Below are 20,088 nucleotides of genomic sequence, written 5' to 3'. Positions count from 1 at the left end.
TATTATAACTTATCTAAGACATATTTTGTTGTAAAATGATAATAAACATAAATAGCAATCAGAAATAAATAGACGCTTCTACATTTCTTTAGTTGGATGTTATTAAACTTTTAAAGTTGGTTATCTATATCTAGTTCAAAATTGTCAATAATCTCATTGGTAGAAGTATCAATGACAGAAACAGAACTATTGTCATGATTTATGATATATAACAAGCCATAATTTGGTTGGCTATCATTTGTAAGTACCAGAGTAACTGATCTATCGTCTAACTCGATAGTTGTAATTAAGCTATTGGTTGAAGGATCAACCATAGTAATGTAATCTTGTGTTGTAGATGAACTTTGATTGGATGTAGAGACGGTCGACCCATTTGAACCAACTAGAATATTTTGATTTTCTTGGTATGAAAATTTGCCAGTTAAATCAACGTTTTCTACAATTGAATTATCAGAGGCTTGAATAATAGAGAGTACTCCATCTTCATTTACAACATAGATATACTGATCAGTATCTTGGTCTACTTGTATAAGTGTTGATGATTCCTCAGCAACTTCGATAGGATCAGCCTCAACAATTGACAAGATATCATCTTCTATACTTTCAACATATTTAGTATTCAAACTGATCTTGTCTTCTGATCTTGTTAAAACAATAGTATCAATTATCACATTAGTAGTGTGAGGCGAAGCAATTTTTATAATGGTCAATTTGCCCCAAGATGCGTTTGCAGGGACCTTAAGGCTATTTTGATGAATGGTCTTAAAGGATTCTATATCATGACTATTCCAATTAGCTAAGCGTCCTTTAGATATACTAAAGTTAATACCATCTTTAATGCGCTTACCTGATGAATCAAAATACTCTAATAGGATTTTTATTGGCGGTGAAATTCCCCAGCCTTTGGCTGCTGCGGATATGGTTATATCATAGATTTCACCAGGTACAACATCTATACTCTGTTCAATACTTGCATTAGCTTTTTTGCCTTTCAGGATTAAATTGAAGGCCTTTGGCATATTGGGAGATGACTTAGGCTCAATATAAACATTACTTCCTCTCCAAGGACTTAGTGTACCATTTTGAAAGTTACCATTTTTTAATAGATTTTGAAATATAATAAAGCCTCCTTTCTGATTATAGTTTTTTGACTTTGACTCTCAACTCTCATTACAGTATATGCTTGTAATTCATTATGTGTAAGTAGCTTAAATTTGTTAATAACGATAAAAAGGCACAAATAAAAAACGAGATTGGCGTAAACCAAGCTCGATTTTTATTGAGGTCATTTTTCGAAGGAAAATCTGACCAAAACTAGTGGACTGGATGTTCTTGGGTTTTATATGTCTTATGATTTGTTATAAGCCCTACACTACATCAAAGAAGATTTTAAAGATTTATAGTGCTTAGGAGTCATACCGTATTCATTCTTAAAAAGTCTAATAAAATATGAGATATTGTCGTATCCCAAGTCATAGGCTACTTCAGTAACATTTTCTGTTAATAGCAGCGTTCTTGCCTTTTTCATTCTAATCCTTTTTAGATAGTCCTTAGGAGTTATTCCAGTAGCTTGCTTAAAATGCTTTGTGAAATTACAACTAGACATGTTTAGACTATGTGCTAGATCTTGAATCTTTATAGATCTATTGTAGTTTTTCATCATATAATCTATAGCCATTGAAATAGGATTATTGTTATTACTCAAAATATGATGGACACACTTGTCTTTTAAAAGATTATATACTATCTCTTGAGCACATAGATCTAATAGAAATTCTTTGTTCTGTTCATCACTATTATAAATGCTAGAGATTTTGGATATTGAACTCATTAAAGCTTTGGAATTTAATCCTAAATAAACATCGTTATCAATTATGTTATTGTTTATCTTATAATCAAAGGTAACTTGATCATTAATGTTTTTTATTAAATCATTACTAAGTTCTAGTACCAATGCCTTTGTAGGTGAGTCTATCTCCATTTCTACCTTGGAATAGGATGGTAGTAAGACAAACTTATCTTTGTTATATATAAATGAGTCTTCATTGTTAATTTTCACCTTTTTCTCACCTTCGATTATTGTACACAAACGGTTATACTCATAGGAGCAGTAATTATCTTTATAGTAATTTGAAAAATCATAATAAAGAACTCTAATGAAGTTCGTTTCTAGTCCATCAAGAATTTCAAGTTTTCTACTAAATTCACTTATCATTTAAACCTCCAGATAGAATACTTTAATAAAATTTTATCAATTTTTACAAACAAATCAATAGTTATTTAATAAAAAATGGACTAAAATTAAAAATTTTGGATTAGAATTTGAAAAAGAATATAGTGTAATATATTATTAAACAAATGATTATATCGAAGGTTTATTGATTTTAACTTTGGGAATTGTATAAAAAAATCAGACAAATCAAAATTGATAAAAAAATATCAAATTGAAGATAAGGAGAATGAAAATGAGTACATTTAAATTTTTTATGCCACCTGTTAGTATGATGGGATCCGGATCACTAAAGGATTGTGGTAGCGATATCAGTCAGCTAGGATTGAAAAGGGCATTAATAGTTACGGATAAAGTATTAGTAGAAATTAAATTAGTAGATAAGTTAACTGAGGTACTTGAAAAAGAGGGAATTGAATATGTTATCTATGATGGGACTAGGCCAAATCCAACAGTAGGGAATGTAAATGATGGTCTAGAGTTAATCAAAGAACATGGGTGTGACTTCGTAATTTCATTTGGAGGAGGATCTCCACATGACTGTGCAAAGGGAATTGCTTTAGTTGCAACTAATGGTGGTTCAATTAAAGACTATGAAGGTGTTGACAAATCTGAAAAGCCTCAGTTACCTTTAGTAGCTATTAATACTACTGCCGGTACAGCTAGTGAAATGACAAGATTCTGTATTATCACTGATGAGGAGAGACACATTAAAATGGCTATAGTAGATAAAAATACTACTCCAATCATGGCTGTTAATGATCCAGATATGATGATGGCAATGCCAAAATCATTAACGGCAGCTACGGGTATGGATGCACTTACCCATGCTGTTGAAGCCTATGTATCTACTATTGCTACTCCAGTAACTGATGCTTGTGCTTTGATGGCAATTGAATTGGTTTCTAAATACCTTAGAGCTGCTGTTGAAAATGGTTCAGATGAAATAGCAAGAGACAAGATGGCGTATGCGGAGTACTTGGCTGGTATGGCATTCAATAATGCTAGCTTAGGATATGTTCATGCTATGGCTCATCAGTTAGGAGGGTTCTACGACCTACCTCATGGAGTTTGTAATGCGGTACTGCTTCCTCATGTACAAGAATATAATGCTAAGGTTGTTCCTAATAGATTAAGAGATATAGCAAAGGCCATGGGAGCTGATGTAGAAGGTTTAGACGATGTTAAAGGAGCAGAAAAGGCACTTGAAATGATTAGAGAGCTTTCTAAGGACATTGGAATTCCAGCTGGTTTAAAGGAGCTAGGAGCTAAAGAGGAAGATATCAAAACATTATCTGAAAATGCATTAAATGACGCTTGTGGTCTTACAAATCCTAAACAAGCAACACTTGAGGAGATATGTAGTATTTATAGCTCTGCAATGTAGGTAAAAATAAATAAAAACTATAAATCCCATGAGATAGACATCATGGGATTTATAATTTAAATAAATTTCCACATAATCATTATAAAAATGAAAAGGACAAGTAAAAAGTTTGCAGTTCCAAAGGAGATATTTATATGCCTGATTTTCTTTATTATAGATAACTCCTTAGAAATAAAGAATAAATATATAAAGTATGCTATAACTAAAGTAATAAAGTAATTTATCCATATAGAAAGACTAGAGAGCTTAATGAATTTAAGGTCTATGTAGAGTAATGTCTTACCTATCGGAACGAAAAAGATTCCCAATGAAATACATCCTAATCCTAATAAAAACATAGCCATATTTTCACCAATGGAATTGTATTTCTTTACATCGGATTTTCCAAAGAATATTTGAGAAAGCTTCACAAATGAAACAGAGGTACCAAGGTTTAAAATATAGAACATATAGCTTTTATAGGCTGATTCCTTTAACCCATATTTAATTATTGTTTTGCTTATAAAACCGTTAAAAAATGGTGCGCCGGTTATAGAGAGCATTCCAATAATCATGAGGATAGATGTAAAGGGGAGGACTTTAAAAACTCCCCTGATTTCCGTTATTCTTCTCTTGCCGTAGGTATTTATGATAATACCTGCACCCATAAAAAGTAGAGACTTGAAGAGGGCATGATTTAATATATGAAAAACGCCTCCATAAAAGGTCTTACCGTAGAAGCTGCTCAGTCCCATTAATATAATTCCTATCTGGGATATAGTGTGAAATGCTAATATCTGTTTGATATCCTTCTGACTAACAGCGAAGACTACTCCAGATAGAGCGGTGAAAAAGCCCAGTAAAAAGAAAAATTCCTTAAATTCTTCGATTCCATACATGGCATTTAGCCTAATGAAGGCATAGAGACCACTTTTCACAAGCAATCCTGAAAGTAGGGCTGATATTGAAGAAGGTGCTGCACTATGGGCCTTTGGAAGCCAGTTATATACAGGAAAAAAGGCTGATTTTACTCCTATTGCGGCCATTATAAAAATATAGGATAATCTGATTGAGTCAGTATCTCTTAATAAAGCTATTCTTTGGGTAATAATATCTATGTTTAAGGTTCCGCTAATATTGTATAAGAATATTAAACCTATCAGATAAAAAATCATACCTACACTGTTAAATAGAAGATAGTACAGACCAGCCCTAACAGAATATCCATCCTTTTTATAGAGAATAAGTATTGAGGATAATATAGTAGTTATTTCAATAAAAACAAATAAATTGAAGAGATCATTAGTTTGTATAATGCCTAGAAAAGCGCCTTCTAAAAACATAAGAAAAAATAGAAACTTATAATCTTGTTTTCTTTTATCCCAGCAATAAATAATGACAATCCACCATATAAATAGGGTTAAAAAAATAAATAAGAGGGATAAGTAGTCGTTTTTAAGAGCTATACCTATTTCCTTAGGCCAATCTCCAAAAACTAGGGTTTTCGTTGTTTTCTCGTCGAAGAAGCTATAGTATCGTATAGATAAAAAGGTTACTATGCTTTGAGATAGAAATACCAAGTAACTGATATATTTATTATGAAATATGTAGATTGTTATAGAGGTTATGATAGGTATAAAAATTAGATATATAGGTATAAGATCCATATTAACCTTCCCTTTCGATTAGTTCTTTCCAGTTTAAAGTACCATAGTGATGGAATATTTTTATACAAAGCATTAAAGAAAGGGCAGTAATAGCTGCTCCAATCACTATAGCAGTTATCATAAGGGCCTGTGGTAGTGGGTCCGTTATATTTTCAGTGCTTTTAGTAATTATAGGTATACTGGTACCGGAAAAATTAGCGAAATTTAGAAACAAGAGTATAACAGCTGTTTGAACTATATTAAGGCATATTATGGACTTTATTAAGTTTTTACTTGTACATAAACCATAGATACCAATCAACACCACAATAAATGATAATATTGGATTCATAATTACGACCTTCCTTCATCAATAAAAGTAGAGAATATACTCACAAGGCCTAAGGCCACTTTGATGCCAATAAATAAATTTAACAACACTAAAAAAATTGATTTTAAATTTATGTTATTAGAAACTATAAAGTTTGTGTAAAGAACTCCCTTGGTAAAAAGGCTTATGGATGAAACTATTAATATCCCGATAAAAGAGAGCTTTTCCAATTTGATTAGATAATTGAGATTTGTGATTTTTCCAGGATCTATGAAGAAAGTAATTAATATTGCGGTAGCTAGAATAGCTCCACCCTGAAAACCACCGCCTGGGGAGTTATGACCATTTATAATAATATAAAATCCAAATAAGAGCATGAAGGGGTATAATACTCTACATGCGCATATAAGAATAGGGGAATTCTTCATATATATCAGCTCCAAAGTATAAATTTATAGTACTTCGTCGTCCTTCTTTGACATGAATATAATACCAGATACTGCTATAAGAAGAATGCCGGCTTCAAACAATGAGTCGAAAAGCCTATAATCTAAATAGATACCCGTAACGATATTCTTTGAACCTGTTTCCTTTAGAGTGTTTGAGACGTAATAATCCCTACTTGAAGTATTTAAGTGTTTTTTAGAATCATTTACAGAAAAATTAAAGGATAGCAATATGGATATTAGCATTCCAATTAAAATCACTTTCTTAATCATAAGTTTCACCTTCATTTATTTTTACTATTTCTATTAATGGCTCATTTATTGCTAGTTGTTCAAGCTTATTCATAAGAATACTACTTACCTTTCCCTTTAATATGTATTTACCTATATCAGGGGAGTTATCAACAATTAAATCCACATTTCTGCTTCTAAAGATTCCTACTACACTTCCAAGATTATTATCGTAGACTTTTAGTTTCAAGTCATAGTGCTTAGTAAAATCATGAAGAAATTTATAGCCTTCACCTGTTTTTCTTAAGTTATGGCTGAAGAAATCATCCTTGGTATGATTAATAACTATAAAATCCTTTTGCTTTGATATAGAGATGATGAATATTAGGGGCGTTATAGCGCTTCCGATGGCTACTTCGGCTAAAGCAACATCTGGAGCATTGTTGAAAAAGTATAAACTGGCTGTTATTAGGGAAAAAACTGCAAAGAATATGATAATCTTAAGATTATCCTTATTACTAATAATTATCAAGGCGATTATAATCATTAGTATCTGGAGTAAAATACCTATTGTAGACATACTTACTTTTCCACCTCTTTTCTTACAGGAATGCCATTTAAATAGGCCGATCTAGCTATTACATGATTACTTATAGGATTTGTAATTAAAATAAAAATTAGGATTAAAAATAATCTTATTGAAATTGGGGTAAAACCAGATTTGAGAATTAGAGCTAAGAGAATAGTTATGGAAGCCACAGTATCAATCTTACTGCTTGTTAGAAGGCGTGAATACATATTAGAAAATCTAAAAATTCCTATTATTCCAAAGGCTATGTATATCCATGAGAGTATCAAGAGTATTTTATATATCATTTTTGTCTACCACCTCTAAGTACTAGTCTTGAAATAAAAGTTAAAGCTAAAAAACCGATAATACCATATGAAAAAGCTATATCTAACATAAGTATGTTATTTTTATATACCCCATATACAGACAATAATAATATAGTTTTAGCAGAAATTAAATTTAAGGCCAAAAGTCTTTCCCATATAGAAGGGCCAATAACCATTCTGACTAAGCTAAAAAGAATGGCCACTATCAAAAAAATCATAGTGATAAATAAAAACACTTTATCATCCTTTCTCAACAAAAAAGCTCTGAAATTTTTCTTTGATTTCTTTATCCACTAATGAAATGCAGTCTTCACAATCCTTTAGAGTTAGAACTGTAAGTTTATTATTCTGAACATCTATAGTTAAGGTACCCGGTGTAAGAGTTATTGAATTAGATATGATAGAAATAATCAATGGATCAGTTACGTCTAGTTCAACTTCAACAATGAACGGCTCGCAATCTTTTTTTATGATTCTAACTATGTATGAAAAAGATGATTTATATATTTCAAGTAAGAGATTAAAAAGATATTTAACCATAGCTAATATGCGCATTCTTTTAAATATATACCCATTATCACTATATAAAACACCTTTAGAAGCAATTAAAACTAGAGAACAAATAACTAAACCAATGAAGATGTTGAAAAGTGAAAAATTAAAGGTAAGAAGTAACCAAAAACTTAATAGAATTATTAATAATTTATAGGGAATAAAAAGTCTTCTCATCAGAATCACCCATTTCTATTATATTCTTTACTATTAAAGATATTATAACACCTCTTAAGATTTTATCAGAATCTGTAGGCTGTAATATCTGCCATTTAGTTGGAACTGCGAAGACTTCATATTTTCAATTACGATTAACTTGCCTATGGAATAAAGGGCATTATTTTTAATATAATCATAGAAATTAGCTATTTCAATATAAATTTCATCTTCGTTTTTAACAAAAATATCATGACATAAATAGGGGCCCTCATTAAGTATTATCTTATCGAAACGTTCAAAAGATTCCATTCCAAAGGTTTTAAGTATACAAAAACTGTAGGTGTTATTATCGTAAGGGATTATATAGATATCTTGATAGATGTCTAAATTATCGATGTTTTTAGACTTCATAATATCATAGGTCTCTTTAATTGTATATTCAAATATTTTTCCAGTATGAAGGCAATAGAGTACTCTCTCTGGTATATCTACCATATGATAATGTTTTTCTGTTCTTTTAAAACTTTGAACATAATCTAATTTTTTAGAGACGTCTCTTCTTTTATTTTTTAACTGCTCTATCTTTGAATCTATAGAAGATAGAGAGGTGTCTAAGATTTCTATATAGTCGTCAATAGAGTAGTTGTTTATTAAAGTTTTTAGTTGTTTTAATGGGACGTCTAACTTTCTAAGTAATAAAATTGTTTCCAATTTATCCAGTTCATTGAAATCATAGAGTCTATATCCATTATCATCAATCTTACATGGTGCCAATAAACCTTCTTTCTCATAGTATCGGATACTCGATGTTGCGACTTGCATTATATCTGCAAGTTCACCAATAGTTAAATATTTACGCAATATTTAAATCCTCCCTCTTGACATTAAACCTACTTTAAGGTTTATTATATAGAATTGTAAAGAACATTACAAATTATACAATAGCTTATTTAGAGGAGAGTTATATAAATGGATCAATTAAAAAAAAGGCCTATCGACTTAGGAAATGACAAAATTTCAAGGATTTTTTGGAGCTATGCTCTTCCATCTATACTAGCAATGATAGTACAGAGTACAGCAGGGTTTGTGGATTCAATATTTATCGGACGATATGTTGGACCAGATGGATTATCTGCGATTACTCTGATAATGCCAGTTATAATGTTCCTTGGAGGAGTAGGAACAATGATTGCTATTGGAGGAACAACACTGGCAGGTATCTACAAGGGCAAGGAAGAGTTAGAAAAGAGTAATAACTATTTTAATGTTACAATAGTGTTGCTTGGTATCGCGGCAGTTACCGCAACAATCTTCTTGATGTTACTGAGTGGTAAATTTTCAAGCCTATTGGGTGCTGAAGGAAAAGTAGCAGAATATATGGTTGACTATGCTAAAACATTATCTATGTTCTTTCTACCATTTTTGTTAACCTTTGCATTCTCATTCTTCTTAAAATTGGATGGAAAACCGATTATGGTAGTTGGAACTATGCTAAGCGGTACAGTGATCAATATATTATTGGATTATTTGTTAGTTGGTGTTTTAGGATGGGAGATGAAGGGAGCCGCCCTTGCAACAGGAGTTTCACAATTGATTCCTTGTGTATTGATGCTATATGGCATCAAATTTAAATCATCATGGAAATTCAAGCCACCTGTTTTTGAGAAAAAAGAAATATTGGGAATGTTATTCAATGGATCATCAGAGTTGCTGAGTATGGCAGCAGCATCTATTGCTGGGTTCATATACAATATGATAATAATAAATAAAATTGGAGTACATGGTGTAGGTGCATATACGGTAGCATTGCAGATAACAACATTCTCAACTTCTATATTTTATGGGTTTGCTGAGGCAATTCAATCGGCTGTGAGCTTTAATTTAGGTGCTGATAAACTTAGTAGAGTTAAGAAGTTTAGGAATATGTCCATATATGCAAACGTAGCTGCGGGAATCATTTTATGTGCAGTCTCGTTAATGTTTGGAGAAGGTATTGCTACCATTTTCATTAAAGATCAAGGTACTATTGAGATGGCAGTATATATATTAAGTTTTTATGCATTTGCTTTCATATTGAGTGGAGTAAATATAACATTAGCTACTTACTATACTGCTGTAAACTCGCCGGTATTATCTGGATTGCTTACGGTGTCACGAAGCCTTGTAGCACTTATGATAGGTCTAATAATGCTGCCACTCATATTTGGCGACCAAGGTATTTGGATGGCAGTAATATTTGCTGAGATTGCTACAATTATTGTGGGAATCATATGTATAAGAAAGAAACCCTTTGGGCCCACAAAAGAAAAAGCAGAAAAAAAAAGCGAAGAAAAGGAAATAGCTTAATTAGAAGAATAGATTATGATTAATTTAGCTAAAATGAAGGGAAATATTTTAGACTTATTTCCTTTATTTTCCTTAGAGGTATAATTGACAAAGAAGTATATATCCTTTATGATAAAAATAAATAAAGCATTTAAAGGGGAATCCGTTAACTATGTTGAGCATCATCATTTTTAGTCTTTAGTTAGGAAACTAAACATGATAAAGGCCTGTTCTGCTATCCTTGATTGATAGGTAGCTTTATTTCGTGAGCCTTTTGAAAAGACTAAAAACAGATGAAGAGTGCGGCAATATATCTATGTTCATATAAAGCTGTAGACAATTCATATTGTTTACAGCTTTTTTGTTGCCTGAACTCTTAAGATGATCAGGAGGATTTATGATGATGCAAAATAGAATGACAGCGTATACCCTGTTACTTACACAAGGATTATCCCTAATAGGTAGTCGTATGACAGGAATAGCCATTGGTATATGGCTTTTTCAAACAACTGGCAAAACAACTTACTTGCTACTTGTACCTTTTTTTAATGAGATACCTACATTACTTATAGGAAATATATGTGGTGTATATATTGATCGATGGAAAAGAAAAACATCCTTAGTTATAGGAGATGTAGGGCAAGCAGTAGGGTCATTACTACTATTAATAAGTATTGCTCTCAATATTTTTAAGCCGTGGATGCTCTATAGTGCAGTATTATTACAAGGCATCTTCTCTATGCTACAGGGTGCAGCGGCAGACACAACTATGACCCTTCTAATAACAGAGGCGAATCGTGAGCGAATTAATGGAATAAAAGAGATGCTGTTTCCTGCAGCAGGAGTTATTGCACCAATGTTAACGGCATTAGCTTATCCTTTAGTAGGTATTAAAGGTATTATTACAATGGATTTAATTACATTTTTAATAGCTATTATTATCTTGACAAAGCTAGATATACCAAATCCAAAGGGGAATATTTCTGTAGAAGGTTCTAATGACTCATTGAAGTCAGACCTTAAGACCGGATATAGGTTTTTAAAAGACCATAAACTGTTGTTTGGTTTGATTCTTTATTTTAGTTTTACCAATTTTCTATTAAATGGACCACTTGAATTGGTGATTCCATACGTGATGCAGCTTACGGAAAGTGAAGTCGCTGTGTCAATGATGCTATCAGTTATGAGCATCGGAACATTTTGCGGGGCTATGACTATAGCTGTGCTGGGCAGAATTGGCCTGCGAATGCATATAATTTTAGGAGCTATGATAATAAATGGACTTATGTTGATTGTCTTTGGGATAGTGAGGACACCAATAACATTAGGAATTTCATTATTTTTTCTAATGATGCCATTGCCTATTGTTAGTGCGCTATTTAAATCCATTTTACAAATAAAGGTCCCAGCAGATTTACAGGGCCGTGTATTTTCGATCTCTTATCAGATAGCCTATGGTTCGGCTCCGTTATCATTTCTACTTGTAGGGCCACTTGTAGATAATATACTAGAACCTAAAATGCAAAGTGGGATGTGGCCATGGCTGACTAATATTTTTGGAGAGATAGCTGGTGCAGGTATGGGTCTAGCGCTATCTTGTGCTGGGGTGATTATTATAGCTACGACAATTGCATTCAGCCTGTGTAGAAATTTTAGAAGGTTAGAATCGAAGCTGCCGGACTACAAATATTAGAAAATTGAACATACTAACTATTAGCTGAAAAATATATATTAATAGGCTAAATCGGGTTGTCTTAAACTAGAAAGTAATTACTAGCTTTAGACAACTCTTTTTTCTTTTTTATAATACATAGGAAATTATATTTAAAGTATTCAAAAAGCTACTTACAAAATTAATTTGACGCGGAATTTAGGAGTAAATTGTACACCAAATTATCTTGTCAAATATTTGCCAATAAAAATTGATGTTCATTTTTCGTATGTAGTGAATGTTTTAATCTTCTATAATAAATTTATAACATTTACGAGGAGGTATAAAGTGAATAAATTAGACACATTTGAAGGAATGCATAAAAAAAGCAAGCCGATTATTTTACTGAATATTTGGGACAGAAACAGTGCAGAATCCTTACTGAAAAATGGAATAAAACTTCTGGCAACAAGCTCATATGCTATGTCAAATAACTATTCATACGATGATGGTGAAAATATGCCATTTTCAGAACTTTTGCGTCATTGCAACAACTTACCGTTAAAAGATGGGCTGCTAACCATTGACATAGAATCAGGATATGCAGACGATGTCAATGGTTTAGAAGAAAATATGAAAAAATTATTAAGGCTCGACGTAGTTGGCATAAACATTGAAGATAAGATATCCAAATTAGATAATTTATACACTATTGAAGAGCAAAGTCGCAGAATAGCTGCAATAAAAAAAATATGTTCGCTTATGAATAAAGATATATTTGTTAATGTTAGGACAGATGTCTATTTCAATAGTAATATTGAGAAAAACAATATGAGCGATTTATGTTTAGAGGAGACTAGAAACAGAATCATGGCTTATAAAAATTCTGGAGCAAATGGAATTTTTATTCCTGGGCTAAAAAATAAAAAACACATAGAATCACTTTCAGAAGAAGGTATGCCGATAAACATAATGCTTGATATAGAAGATGACAATATTGGGGATTATCTTGATATAGGTGTTTCAAGAATAAGCTTCGGACCATCTATCTACAGATTACACTGTAAAAGCCAAAAGAAAAATGTTGATTTATTAGTAAATCGTATCTTAAAAAAGTTAAAGAATTATGGTGACAGAATTCAATTATTCGGCTAAGGAGAAAGCGATGATTAAAGATAAAAAGACTAAAGAAATTTATTATAGAGCTTTACTTGAAAGAGATTCACAATTTGATGGAATTTTTTTCGCTGCAATCACAACAACGGGCGTGTTTTGTCACGCAACTTGCCCGGCGAGAAAACCTAAATTTGAAAACTGTGAGTTTTATGAAACAGCAGAAGCTGCGTTGCTTGCAGGGTATCGACCTTGTAAACGGTGCCATCCCTTGTCCTACCCACAGGAATTTCCAAGCGCTATCAGACAGCTTATACAGCTCGTCGAGGAAAATCCTGAAAAGAGATGGAAAGACAAAGACTTTGAATCATTAGGCCTTAATTCAGTTACTGCCAGGAGACAGTTTAAGAAAAAGTTTGGAATGACTTTTGTACAATATGCTAGAGCGAGAAGGATGGGTATTGCCTTTAAAGAAATACGAATGGGTGAAAAAGTGATTACCGCACAAGTTGATACCGGATATGAATCTGCAAGTGGCTTTAATGACGCGTTTTCAAAAATAATAGGAGACGCGCCTAAAAAATCAAAAAAAAGAATAATTTTATATACTAAATTAATTGATACAATGTTAGGAACAATGATTAGCATTGCAGATGAAAAGCACTTATATCTTTTAGAATTTGTTGATAGACGCGGACTTGAATTAGAAATTGAAAGGCTTAGGTATAGACTAAATGCATCTATACTACCGGGAAAAACTGATATTTTAATGCAAATAGAGACAGAGTTGACGAATTACTTCAATAAAGAAGCTAAGGTATTTAGAACACCTCTAAAACTAATTGGTTCAGACTTTCAAAAAAATGTTTGGTCTGAACTATGCAAAATTCCCATGGGCAAAACTTGTACTTACAGTGATATAGCAATGAATTTAGGTCGTAAAAATGCTGTAAGAGCAGTTGGAAACGCAAATGGTGCAAACCAACTTGCAATAATAATTCCCTGCCATAGAGTCATAAAGAGTGACGGAACCCTTGGCGGTTACGGCGGAGGAATTGAAAGAAAACGATGGCTATTGAAACATGAAAAGAACCTTGCTACTCTTCATATTTAACAATATAAAATTATATTATTTGTACATTTCGAGCTATCATGAATAAATAATTGATAGCTCATCTACTATTTGACTCCAGCTTCTATGGCACTGAGTCTGTTTTATTTAAATAGATTTGCTGATTTTGTTATTCTATTTTTTACCGTGTACTTAACTAAAAAAACTTGGATATTCTCTACAGGCAATGGGAATGATTCTTATGATAGCAACGCTATTAATTATTCCTGTTTCCCTACTATTTGCAAGGATAAAAGAAGGTGAAAGTAAGATATGGATATATTTACTATAGGACATTCAAATTATTCTATAGATAGGTTAATAGATATGCTAGAACACTATAGCATAAACTGTATAGTAGATATTAGAGGAACACCATATTCTAAATATAATGTCCAATTCAATAAAGAAACCATTGCAAAGACACTAATCAATAAAGGTTATGTATATATTTATATGGGTAAAGAATTTGCAGTTCAAAGGTCAAATAAAAGCATGTACACAGAAGAAGGATATGCAGACTTCGAAAAAGTAATATACGATAAAGACTTCTTAAATGGGATAGAACGTTTAAAAGTAGGGTATAAAATGGGATATAGGATTGTACTAATGGGAGCCATGCAAGACCCAATTAGATGTCATAGGTGTATTCTTTTAGGAAGGGCACTGATAAATGCAGGATTTATTTTAAAACATATATTACATGACTATACACTGGTATCACAAGAAGAGTTGGAAGAAAAACTTTTGGAAAAATATTTTGATAGTAGAAATCAGATAACTATTGATAATTATATGGGAAAAGGACCATCAAAGGAAGATTTGATAAAGAGATGCTATAGGGAGAGTAATAAAGAAATTGGATATAGGGTTGAAAATATTAAGCCTTAACTTTAATATCTGACTACTTGACAGATATGACGATCGGTCATATAATTGACCTATGAATAAGAGAGATGTAAAAGCCAGAGAATACTTAATTAAATCAATAAAGGTCATGCATAAGAAAGGATTTCATGGTACTAGTATTAAAGATATAACTGATGTACTAGGTATACCTAAAGGCTCTTTCTATAACTACTATGAAAACAAAGTGGATTATACCATAAAAGCTTTAGAGTTATTTTACGAGTATATGGAAATGAACTATTATGTGATCTTAAGAGAGACGGATTTGGCTCCAGAAGAAAGGGTTGTTAAAGTATTTGAACGTAAAATAAAGGATATTGCTGATAAAAAGTTAGAGTACGGATGTTTTATTGGCAAATTATCTCTAGAGCTTAGTAGAACAGAAGAATCTATAGTTCCTGTAATGGATACTTTACACGAAAGGATGAGAGAGAAAGTACATCACTGTTTATTAGAAAATACCAATAGAGACCTTGATAAAACTGAGTATATATCGAACATTATAATGTATACTTGGCAGGGGGCTTTAATGAGGTATATTACTTCAGATGATATGAAACATTTTGATAATTTTATGGAGCATTTAAAAGACTTACTATCAACGTAGTCTTTAATTTTTAAAATAAAATATGACGATCGGTCATCATGATTCAAAAGGGGAGATATGGAATGAATATGAATCAACTAACAAATAAGGAAATAAAGGAAATTGCTAAGGCTTGTGGAGCAGCAGATGCAGGAATTATTAGTATTGCAGAGTTACCGGAGGATCAACAAGATAATGTAAAAAAAATATTTCCAACTGCTGAATCAATAATATCAATAGCTGTAAACTATAATCAAAACGCTATAAGAAGTCAATTTCAACCGGTAGGAAATATGGAATTTAGAAGTGCTTATAAAAGCCGTGATAACATTTGTAGAGATATAGAAAGAAAACTGATGGAGAAAGATATTGGAACCGTTGCAATAACTGAGACCTTTCCGATAGATCTAACAATGAATACTCCATGGTTAATATCCCATAAAGATATTGCTGTGAAGGCGGGAATTGGAGCTAAAGGATTGAATAGGATTGTACTTCACAAAAAGTATGGAGCAAGTATTGTTCTGGGATCTATACTAATAGATATGAAACTAGATGAATACGATAGGGAATCTACATATGATCCTTGTATTAATTGCAATCTATGTAAGGCAGTTTGTCCAACTGGAGCTATAGAGAAAGATGATTTCGATTTTTTCGGCTGCTATAATCACAATTATCGTGATAGAGGAAATAGTTTTAAGGATATTTTGAATAGACTAGAAAAAGGAAATGGTGGTCTCGAGAAAATCACCGATGATGAGAAAAATACCCTGTGGGCGAGTATACAAGAAGGTTATGGATTTAGATGTAATCGTTGCGTAGCAGTATGTCCAGCTGCTGAAAGAGAGGTAGATCCTTTTAAAGCCGATAGAAAAGCCTTTTACAACACATATGTAAAACCCTTTATAGATAAAGAAGAAACCATATTTGTGCAAAAAGGTAGTAAAAGTGAAGCGTTTGTAGATAAAAATCCTGCTAAAACAAAAAAATATGTCGGAAAACTCATGTCAATAGATACTATCAATTTTTTTAAACGTGGGCTCACTATGGTTTTCAATAAAGAAAAAGCTAAAGATATAAAAAGAACCTATCAGTTCATTTTTACAGGAAGTGAAAATGAAGCCTTTACAGTGAAGGTTGAGGAAGGAAAATTATCTGTATATGATGGAATTGCACAGGATAGAGATGTTTTAGTAAAGGCTGATAGTGAATTGTGGCTGAAGTTTCTAGAAAATGAAAAGATTCTATTAAAGGGAATTCTGACTAGAAAAATAAGGATTAAAGGGAATCCAAAGTACTTAAAAGAATTTGGCACTTTATTTAAAGTATAGAATAAAAAAATAATTGACAACATAAAATAATTTTAATACAATTAGATCTAATAAATTATTATAATTAAAAGCGATGATGAGAAGAGTAGTTAAGAAGGATAATTCTACAGAGAACTCCGGTAGCTGAGAAGGAGGAATGATTGTCTTAATGAAAAAAGCCTCTGAGCTTCGTATTGAACTAAGATACTTAGGGATGGTACGACGGGTTCTCCCGTTATAGAGATAGGGTATAAGCGTTTTGCCGTACTTGAAGAGGTTGATATGGTGACATATCAATAAACTGAGGTGGTACCACGGAGTTAATAACTCTCGTCCTCAAGATGAATAATCTTGGGGGTGGGAGTTTTTTATTGTTTTTAAAGCCAAATCAGAAGCGAATATTAAGTGGAAACAGAGTGAAATAAAGTAGTAAAAAGAAATTTTAAGGAGTGATAATATGCATTGGGCATATAAAATAGCTGAGGAACTTATTAATAAGTATCCAGACAAGGAGAACTTTGTATGTGCATCGGGAATTAGTCCATCTGGATCTATTCATATAGGCAATTTTAGAGAAGTAATAACGACGTATTTTGTAGTTAAGGCATTAAGAAAACTAGGAAAGAGAGCGAGGTTTATTTTTTCATGGGATGACTACGATAGATTTAGGAAGGTACCTAAAAATATAGATCAGTCCTTTGAACAATATATAGGGAAGCCCTACTCAGAGATTCCAGACCCCTACGGATGTCATGGATCCTATGCAGAGCATTTTGAAAAAGAGTTCGAAAAATCCTTAGATGTATTTGGCATCGAAGCGGAGTTTATTTATCAGAGTAAAGAGTATAGAAGCGGCAGATACAATAGACATATACTCCATGCTCTAAAGAAAAGGAAAGAAATATATGATATATTAATGGAATTCAAAACCCAGGAGTCCTCTGAGGAAGATAGAAATGCCTTTTATCCTATTACCTTATACTGTGATGACTGTGGCAAAGATAATATAAATACCATAAGCTTTGAAGAAGAAAAAGAAAGCATTCAATATACTTGTAAGTGTGGAAATGATAGCATTGTGAATGTAATGGATGCAAAGAATATTAAATTAAACTGGAAAATTGACTGGCCCATGAGGTGGATGGTTGAGGATGTGATTTTTGAACCCGGTGGCAGGGACCATTCATCGGCAACGGGAAGCTATAACGTTTCGAAGGAAATAGCAAGAAGAATATTTAATTATAGTGAACCCGATTATGTGGCCTATGAGTTTATAGGGATTAAGGGCAGTAACACAAAGATGTCGAGTTCATTGGGAAATATTATAACTCCAGATGAGTTACTTAAAATATATCTACCTGAAATTATACTTTTCATTTTTTCAAAGTATAAGCCAGGATCAGCCTTCAATATTGGATTAGATGAAGATGTAATTAGGAACTACTCTGAATATGAACGATTTAAGACTAAGTATCTAAAGGGAGCTCTAGGTGATGAAGACTTGTCATATTCGATGGAGTTATCGGAAATTGATGATGAAATTAGTACGGTACCTAAATTTAATCAGGTAGCAGGAGTTTTGCCACTGATAAACTTTGATACTCAGATATTAAAGGATATATTGAATAAGATTGGTGAAGAATATGAGCTAAGTAATATCAAAAAAATAAGTGATAGAGTAGAATACTGGACTAAAAATTGGTATACTGAAAAGATGATTAGTCTAAACACCAGTAAGGATACAGAGTATTACGAAACCCTAGATGATCTTCAGAGAAAGTGGTTAGCAGACCTTTGTATCGTTATTGAAAATAGTCAAAATTTAGGTAATGATGAGCTAATGAAGAGGATATATGATGTTTGTTATGATGATGATAAGAAGGTAAAGAGAAACAATCAAAAGGTTTTGTTCGCTATTGTCTATAGACTTATACTAAATAGCAACAGTGGCCCAAGGTTGTCCTTACTTATAAAGACGCTAGGTATAGAGAAAACCCTAGCTTTATTAGGCTTTAATTAATAGTATATAGTCCTCGACTAAAATTGTCCTATAACTTAGGCTGTAAAGCAGAGTTGTAGGACTTTTTTAGGGATAGATTATATAACTTACTTTCAGTCCTTTTCCTAATAGAGCATTAGAAAGATGACCAAAGATAGCTTTCCTGCAATGATATATAGGACATATTTTATAAAAGAAGTAAATACAATAGTAGAAGAGGAAATTTGAAGGAGGATACTATGTACCCACTTAAGTTTAAGGAAATATATCATAAGAAAATATGGGGCGGAAGGGATTTAGGGTTAATTAAAGAAAACCTACCGGAAGGAAGGATTGGAGAAAGCTGGGAGGTTGCTTGCCATCCAAAGGGAACAAGTATTATTTCAAATGGAGAATTTAGAGGAATGGGGCTAGACCAGCTTATAAAACTTAAGGGCGAAGAGCTAATAGGTACTCATATTCAAAAAGATAGTTTTCCACTTCTCATCAAATTAATAAATGCTAAGGATAAGTTATCGGTACAAGTACATCCAAATGATGAATACGGAAAAAAAACAGAAGGGGAAATGGGTAAGACTGAAGTATGGTATGTGATGGAAGCTAAGGAAGGTGCTAATCTGATTGTAGGCACTAAAAATATATCACAAAAGGAAGAGTTTCAAGATGCAATAGAAAATGGTGGATTAGACCAGTATCTTAATAAAGTGCCAGTTAAAAAAGGCGATGTTATTTTTATTAAAAGTGGACTTATCCATGCAATTGGTGAAGGGGTACTAATTGCCGAAATCCAGCAAAATAGTGATACAACATATAGGGTTTATGACTATAATAGAGGACGAGATATTCATATAAATAAAGCATTAGATGTAGTAGATTTAAATCTAAAGGGCGAAAAAAGTAAGGGGATTAGAATATATGGAGATGGGTATACGAAAACCTACCTTTGCTTGGGAAAAGATTTTTCGTTGGAGCTCTATGATATTGAAGATAAGTTTGAGGAAAACAGTGATATTGAAAGATTTTATATATTTACTTGTGTTGATGGACAAGGTGAACTTATCTATAAGGATGGAAAAGATGTTATACAAAGAGGAGAAAGTATTTTGATACCTGCATCTCTAGGACATTATATTTTTAAAGGAAAGCTTAAGGTTTTGAAAAGTTATGTCCCGGATATTAATAGGGTGGAGAGAGAAATATTAGGAGAAATAGAAAGATGAAAA

The 20,088-nt window shown here is 32.3% G+C and carries 21 protein-coding genes and 1 other annotated feature; of the genes, 10 read left to right on the top strand and 11 right to left on the bottom strand.

Features of this window, described 5'->3' with window-relative positions:
- Positions 1-110: 110 nt before the first annotated feature.
- Both R9X47_RS09020 and R9X47_RS09015 read right to left on the bottom strand, forming a co-directional pair.
- Positions 111-1,118 (bottom strand): NTTRR-F1 domain, encoded by a 1,008-nt coding sequence (locus tag R9X47_RS09020; RefSeq protein WP_432667611.1) that lies wholly within the window; start codon positions 1,116-1,118, stop codon positions 111-113.
- A 254-nt stretch (positions 1,119-1,372) separates the two neighbouring features.
- Positions 1,373-2,215 (bottom strand): helix-turn-helix domain-containing protein, encoded by an 843-nt coding sequence (locus tag R9X47_RS09015; RefSeq protein ID WP_432666471.1) that lies wholly within the window; start codon positions 2,213-2,215, stop codon positions 1,373-1,375.
- A gap of 250 nt (positions 2,216-2,465) precedes the next feature.
- On the opposite strand from R9X47_RS09015, the gene yiaY reads away from it, so the two are divergent.
- Positions 2,466-3,617 carry an L-threonine dehydrogenase gene (gene yiaY / locus R9X47_RS09010; RefSeq protein WP_432666470.1) on the top strand — a complete coding sequence of 384 codons (1,152 nt, stop codon included), beginning with the start codon at positions 2,466-2,468 and terminating at the stop codon, positions 3,615-3,617.
- A gap of 56 nt (positions 3,618-3,673) precedes the next feature.
- On the opposite strand, the gene R9X47_RS09005 is transcribed toward yiaY, so the two are convergent.
- From R9X47_RS09005 to R9X47_RS08965, 9 genes are all read right to left on the bottom strand, one after another.
- Positions 3,674-5,263: a complex I subunit 5 family protein gene (locus tag R9X47_RS09005; protein ID WP_432666469.1), complete on the bottom strand. Its 1,590-nt coding sequence runs from the start codon at positions 5,261-5,263 to the stop codon at positions 3,674-3,676.
- 1 nt (position 5,264) lies between these two features.
- On the bottom strand, positions 5,265-5,594 hold the full coding sequence (locus R9X47_RS09000) for a sodium:proton antiporter (protein WP_432666468.1): 330 nt from the start codon (positions 5,592-5,594) through the stop codon (positions 5,265-5,267).
- A gap of 2 nt (positions 5,595-5,596) precedes the next feature.
- The gene (locus tag R9X47_RS08995; protein WP_432666467.1) at positions 5,597-6,001 is read right to left on the bottom strand and encodes an MnhB domain-containing protein; all 405 of its coding nucleotides are present in this window, start codon (positions 5,999-6,001) and stop codon (positions 5,597-5,599) included.
- Between the two features lie 24 nt (positions 6,002-6,025).
- Positions 6,026-6,292: a hypothetical protein gene (locus R9X47_RS08990; protein ID WP_432666466.1), complete on the bottom strand. Its 267-nt coding sequence runs from the start codon at positions 6,290-6,292 to the stop codon at positions 6,026-6,028.
- Positions 6,285-6,830, bottom strand: coding sequence for a Na(+)/H(+) antiporter subunit B (locus R9X47_RS08985; protein WP_432666465.1), 546 nt, complete (start codon positions 6,828-6,830; stop codon positions 6,285-6,287). The genes R9X47_RS08990 and R9X47_RS08985 overlap by 8 nt, the downstream gene beginning before the upstream one ends.
- Before the next feature lie 2 nt (positions 6,831-6,832).
- Positions 6,833-7,126: a monovalent cation/H(+) antiporter subunit G gene (gene mnhG / locus R9X47_RS08980; RefSeq protein ID WP_432666464.1), complete on the bottom strand. Its 294-nt coding sequence runs from the start codon at positions 7,124-7,126 to the stop codon at positions 6,833-6,835.
- On the bottom strand, positions 7,123-7,323 hold the full coding sequence (locus R9X47_RS08975) for a monovalent cation/H+ antiporter complex subunit F (protein ID WP_432667610.1): 201 nt from the start codon (positions 7,321-7,323) through the stop codon (positions 7,123-7,125). The genes mnhG and R9X47_RS08975 overlap by 4 nt, the downstream gene beginning before the upstream one ends.
- 64 nt (positions 7,324-7,387) lie before the next feature.
- On the bottom strand, positions 7,388-7,876 hold the full coding sequence (locus R9X47_RS08970) for a Na+/H+ antiporter subunit E (protein ID WP_432666463.1): 489 nt from the start codon (positions 7,874-7,876) through the stop codon (positions 7,388-7,390).
- 54 nt (positions 7,877-7,930) lie between these two features.
- On the bottom strand, positions 7,931-8,719 hold the full coding sequence (locus R9X47_RS08965; RefSeq protein ID WP_432666462.1) for a MerR family transcriptional regulator: 789 nt from the start codon (positions 8,717-8,719) through the stop codon (positions 7,931-7,933).
- 108 nt (positions 8,720-8,827) lie between these two features.
- Between R9X47_RS08965 and R9X47_RS08960 the strand changes: the two genes are divergently transcribed.
- The 9 genes from R9X47_RS08960 to manA all read left to right on the top strand — a co-directional run bounded on the left by R9X47_RS08960 (position 8,828) and on the right by manA (position 20,085).
- Positions 8,828-10,204, top strand: coding sequence for an MATE family efflux transporter (locus R9X47_RS08960; RefSeq protein ID WP_432666461.1), 1,377 nt, complete (start codon positions 8,828-8,830; stop codon positions 10,202-10,204).
- A gap of 376 nt (positions 10,205-10,580) precedes the next feature.
- Complete coding sequence (locus R9X47_RS08955) at positions 10,581-11,876, top strand: MFS transporter (protein ID WP_432666460.1); 1,296 nt, start codon at positions 10,581-10,583, stop codon at positions 11,874-11,876.
- Positions 11,877-12,182: 306 nt separating this feature from the next.
- Entirely contained in the window at positions 12,183-12,989 is an 807-nt protein-coding gene (locus R9X47_RS08950; protein ID WP_432666459.1) for an isocitrate lyase/PEP mutase family protein, read from the top strand.
- Between the two features lie 10 nt (positions 12,990-12,999).
- Entirely contained in the window at positions 13,000-14,061 is a 1,062-nt protein-coding gene (locus tag R9X47_RS08945) for a bifunctional transcriptional activator/DNA repair enzyme AdaA (protein ID WP_432666458.1), read from the top strand.
- A gap of 270 nt (positions 14,062-14,331) precedes the next feature.
- Complete coding sequence (locus tag R9X47_RS08940; protein ID WP_432666457.1) at positions 14,332-14,949, top strand: DUF488 domain-containing protein; 618 nt, start codon at positions 14,332-14,334, stop codon at positions 14,947-14,949.
- A gap of 52 nt (positions 14,950-15,001) precedes the next feature.
- Positions 15,002-15,574 carry a TetR/AcrR family transcriptional regulator gene (locus tag R9X47_RS08935; RefSeq protein WP_432666456.1) on the top strand — a complete coding sequence of 191 codons (573 nt, stop codon included), beginning with the start codon at positions 15,002-15,004 and terminating at the stop codon, positions 15,572-15,574.
- Between the two features lie 62 nt (positions 15,575-15,636).
- Entirely contained in the window at positions 15,637-16,887 is a 1,251-nt protein-coding gene (locus R9X47_RS08930; protein ID WP_432666455.1) for an SCP2 sterol-binding domain-containing protein, read from the top strand.
- Between the two features lie 64 nt (positions 16,888-16,951).
- Positions 16,952-17,207: a binding site (T-box leader), on the top strand.
- Between the two features lie 116 nt (positions 17,208-17,323).
- The gene (gene lysS / locus R9X47_RS08925) at positions 17,324-18,886 is read left to right on the top strand and encodes a lysine--tRNA ligase (RefSeq protein WP_432666454.1); all 1,563 of its coding nucleotides are present in this window, start codon (positions 17,324-17,326) and stop codon (positions 18,884-18,886) included.
- Between the two features lie 218 nt (positions 18,887-19,104).
- Entirely contained in the window at positions 19,105-20,085 is a 981-nt protein-coding gene (manA, locus tag R9X47_RS08920; RefSeq protein WP_432666453.1) for a mannose-6-phosphate isomerase, class I, read from the top strand.
- The last annotated feature ends 3 nt before the right edge of the window (positions 20,086-20,088 follow it).

Source organism: Wukongibacter baidiensis, assembly GCF_050888315.1.
In the GTDB taxonomy this organism is placed as follows: Bacteria; Bacillota; Clostridia; order Peptostreptococcales; family Caminicellaceae; genus Wukongibacter; species Wukongibacter baidiensis.
Note: the sequence above shows the minus strand (reverse complement) of the source record. Positions and strands in the feature narration are given on the sequence as shown.

What these genes read in the sequence shown, in the direction of transcription:
- R9X47_RS08930 (WP_432666455.1), top strand. Translation starts at nt 15,637, where the DNA reads ATGAATATGAATCAACTAACAAATAAGGAAATAAAGGAAATTGCTAAG.
- R9X47_RS08970 (WP_432666463.1), bottom strand. Translation starts at nt 7,876, where the DNA reads ATGAGAAGACTTTTTATTCCCTATAAATTATTAATAATTCTATTAAGT.
- lysS (WP_432666454.1), top strand. Translation starts at nt 17,324, where the DNA reads ATGCATTGGGCATATAAAATAGCTGAGGAACTTATTAATAAGTATCCA.
- R9X47_RS08960 (WP_432666461.1), top strand. Translation starts at nt 8,828, where the DNA reads ATGGATCAATTAAAAAAAAGGCCTATCGACTTAGGAAATGACAAAATT.
- R9X47_RS09000 (WP_432666468.1), bottom strand. Translation starts at nt 5,594, where the DNA reads ATGAATCCAATATTATCATTTATTGTGGTGTTGATTGGTATCTATGGT.
- R9X47_RS09015 (WP_432666471.1), bottom strand. Translation starts at nt 2,215, where the DNA reads ATGATAAGTGAATTTAGTAGAAAACTTGAAATTCTTGATGGACTAGAA.
- R9X47_RS08945 (WP_432666458.1), top strand. Translation starts at nt 13,000, where the DNA reads ATGATTAAAGATAAAAAGACTAAAGAAATTTATTATAGAGCTTTACTT.
- R9X47_RS08975 (WP_432667610.1), bottom strand. Translation starts at nt 7,323, where the DNA reads ATGGTTATTGGCCCTTCTATATGGGAAAGACTTTTGGCCTTAAATTTA.
- R9X47_RS08995 (WP_432666467.1), bottom strand. Translation starts at nt 6,001, where the DNA reads ATGAAGAATTCCCCTATTCTTATATGCGCATGTAGAGTATTATACCCC.
- manA (WP_432666453.1), top strand. Translation starts at nt 19,105, where the DNA reads ATGTACCCACTTAAGTTTAAGGAAATATATCATAAGAAAATATGGGGC.
- R9X47_RS09005 (WP_432666469.1), bottom strand. Translation starts at nt 5,263, where the DNA reads ATGGATCTTATACCTATATATCTAATTTTTATACCTATCATAACCTCT.
- R9X47_RS08940 (WP_432666457.1), top strand. Translation starts at nt 14,332, where the DNA reads ATGGATATATTTACTATAGGACATTCAAATTATTCTATAGATAGGTTA.
- yiaY (WP_432666470.1), top strand. Translation starts at nt 2,466, where the DNA reads ATGAGTACATTTAAATTTTTTATGCCACCTGTTAGTATGATGGGATCC.
- mnhG (WP_432666464.1), bottom strand. Translation starts at nt 7,126, where the DNA reads ATGATATATAAAATACTCTTGATACTCTCATGGATATACATAGCCTTT.
- R9X47_RS08935 (WP_432666456.1), top strand. Translation starts at nt 15,002, where the DNA reads ATGAATAAGAGAGATGTAAAAGCCAGAGAATACTTAATTAAATCAATA.
- R9X47_RS08985 (WP_432666465.1), bottom strand. Translation starts at nt 6,830, where the DNA reads ATGTCTACAATAGGTATTTTACTCCAGATACTAATGATTATAATCGCC.
- R9X47_RS08955 (WP_432666460.1), top strand. Translation starts at nt 10,581, where the DNA reads ATGATGATGCAAAATAGAATGACAGCGTATACCCTGTTACTTACACAA.
- R9X47_RS08990 (WP_432666466.1), bottom strand. Translation starts at nt 6,292, where the DNA reads ATGATTAAGAAAGTGATTTTAATTGGAATGCTAATATCCATATTGCTA.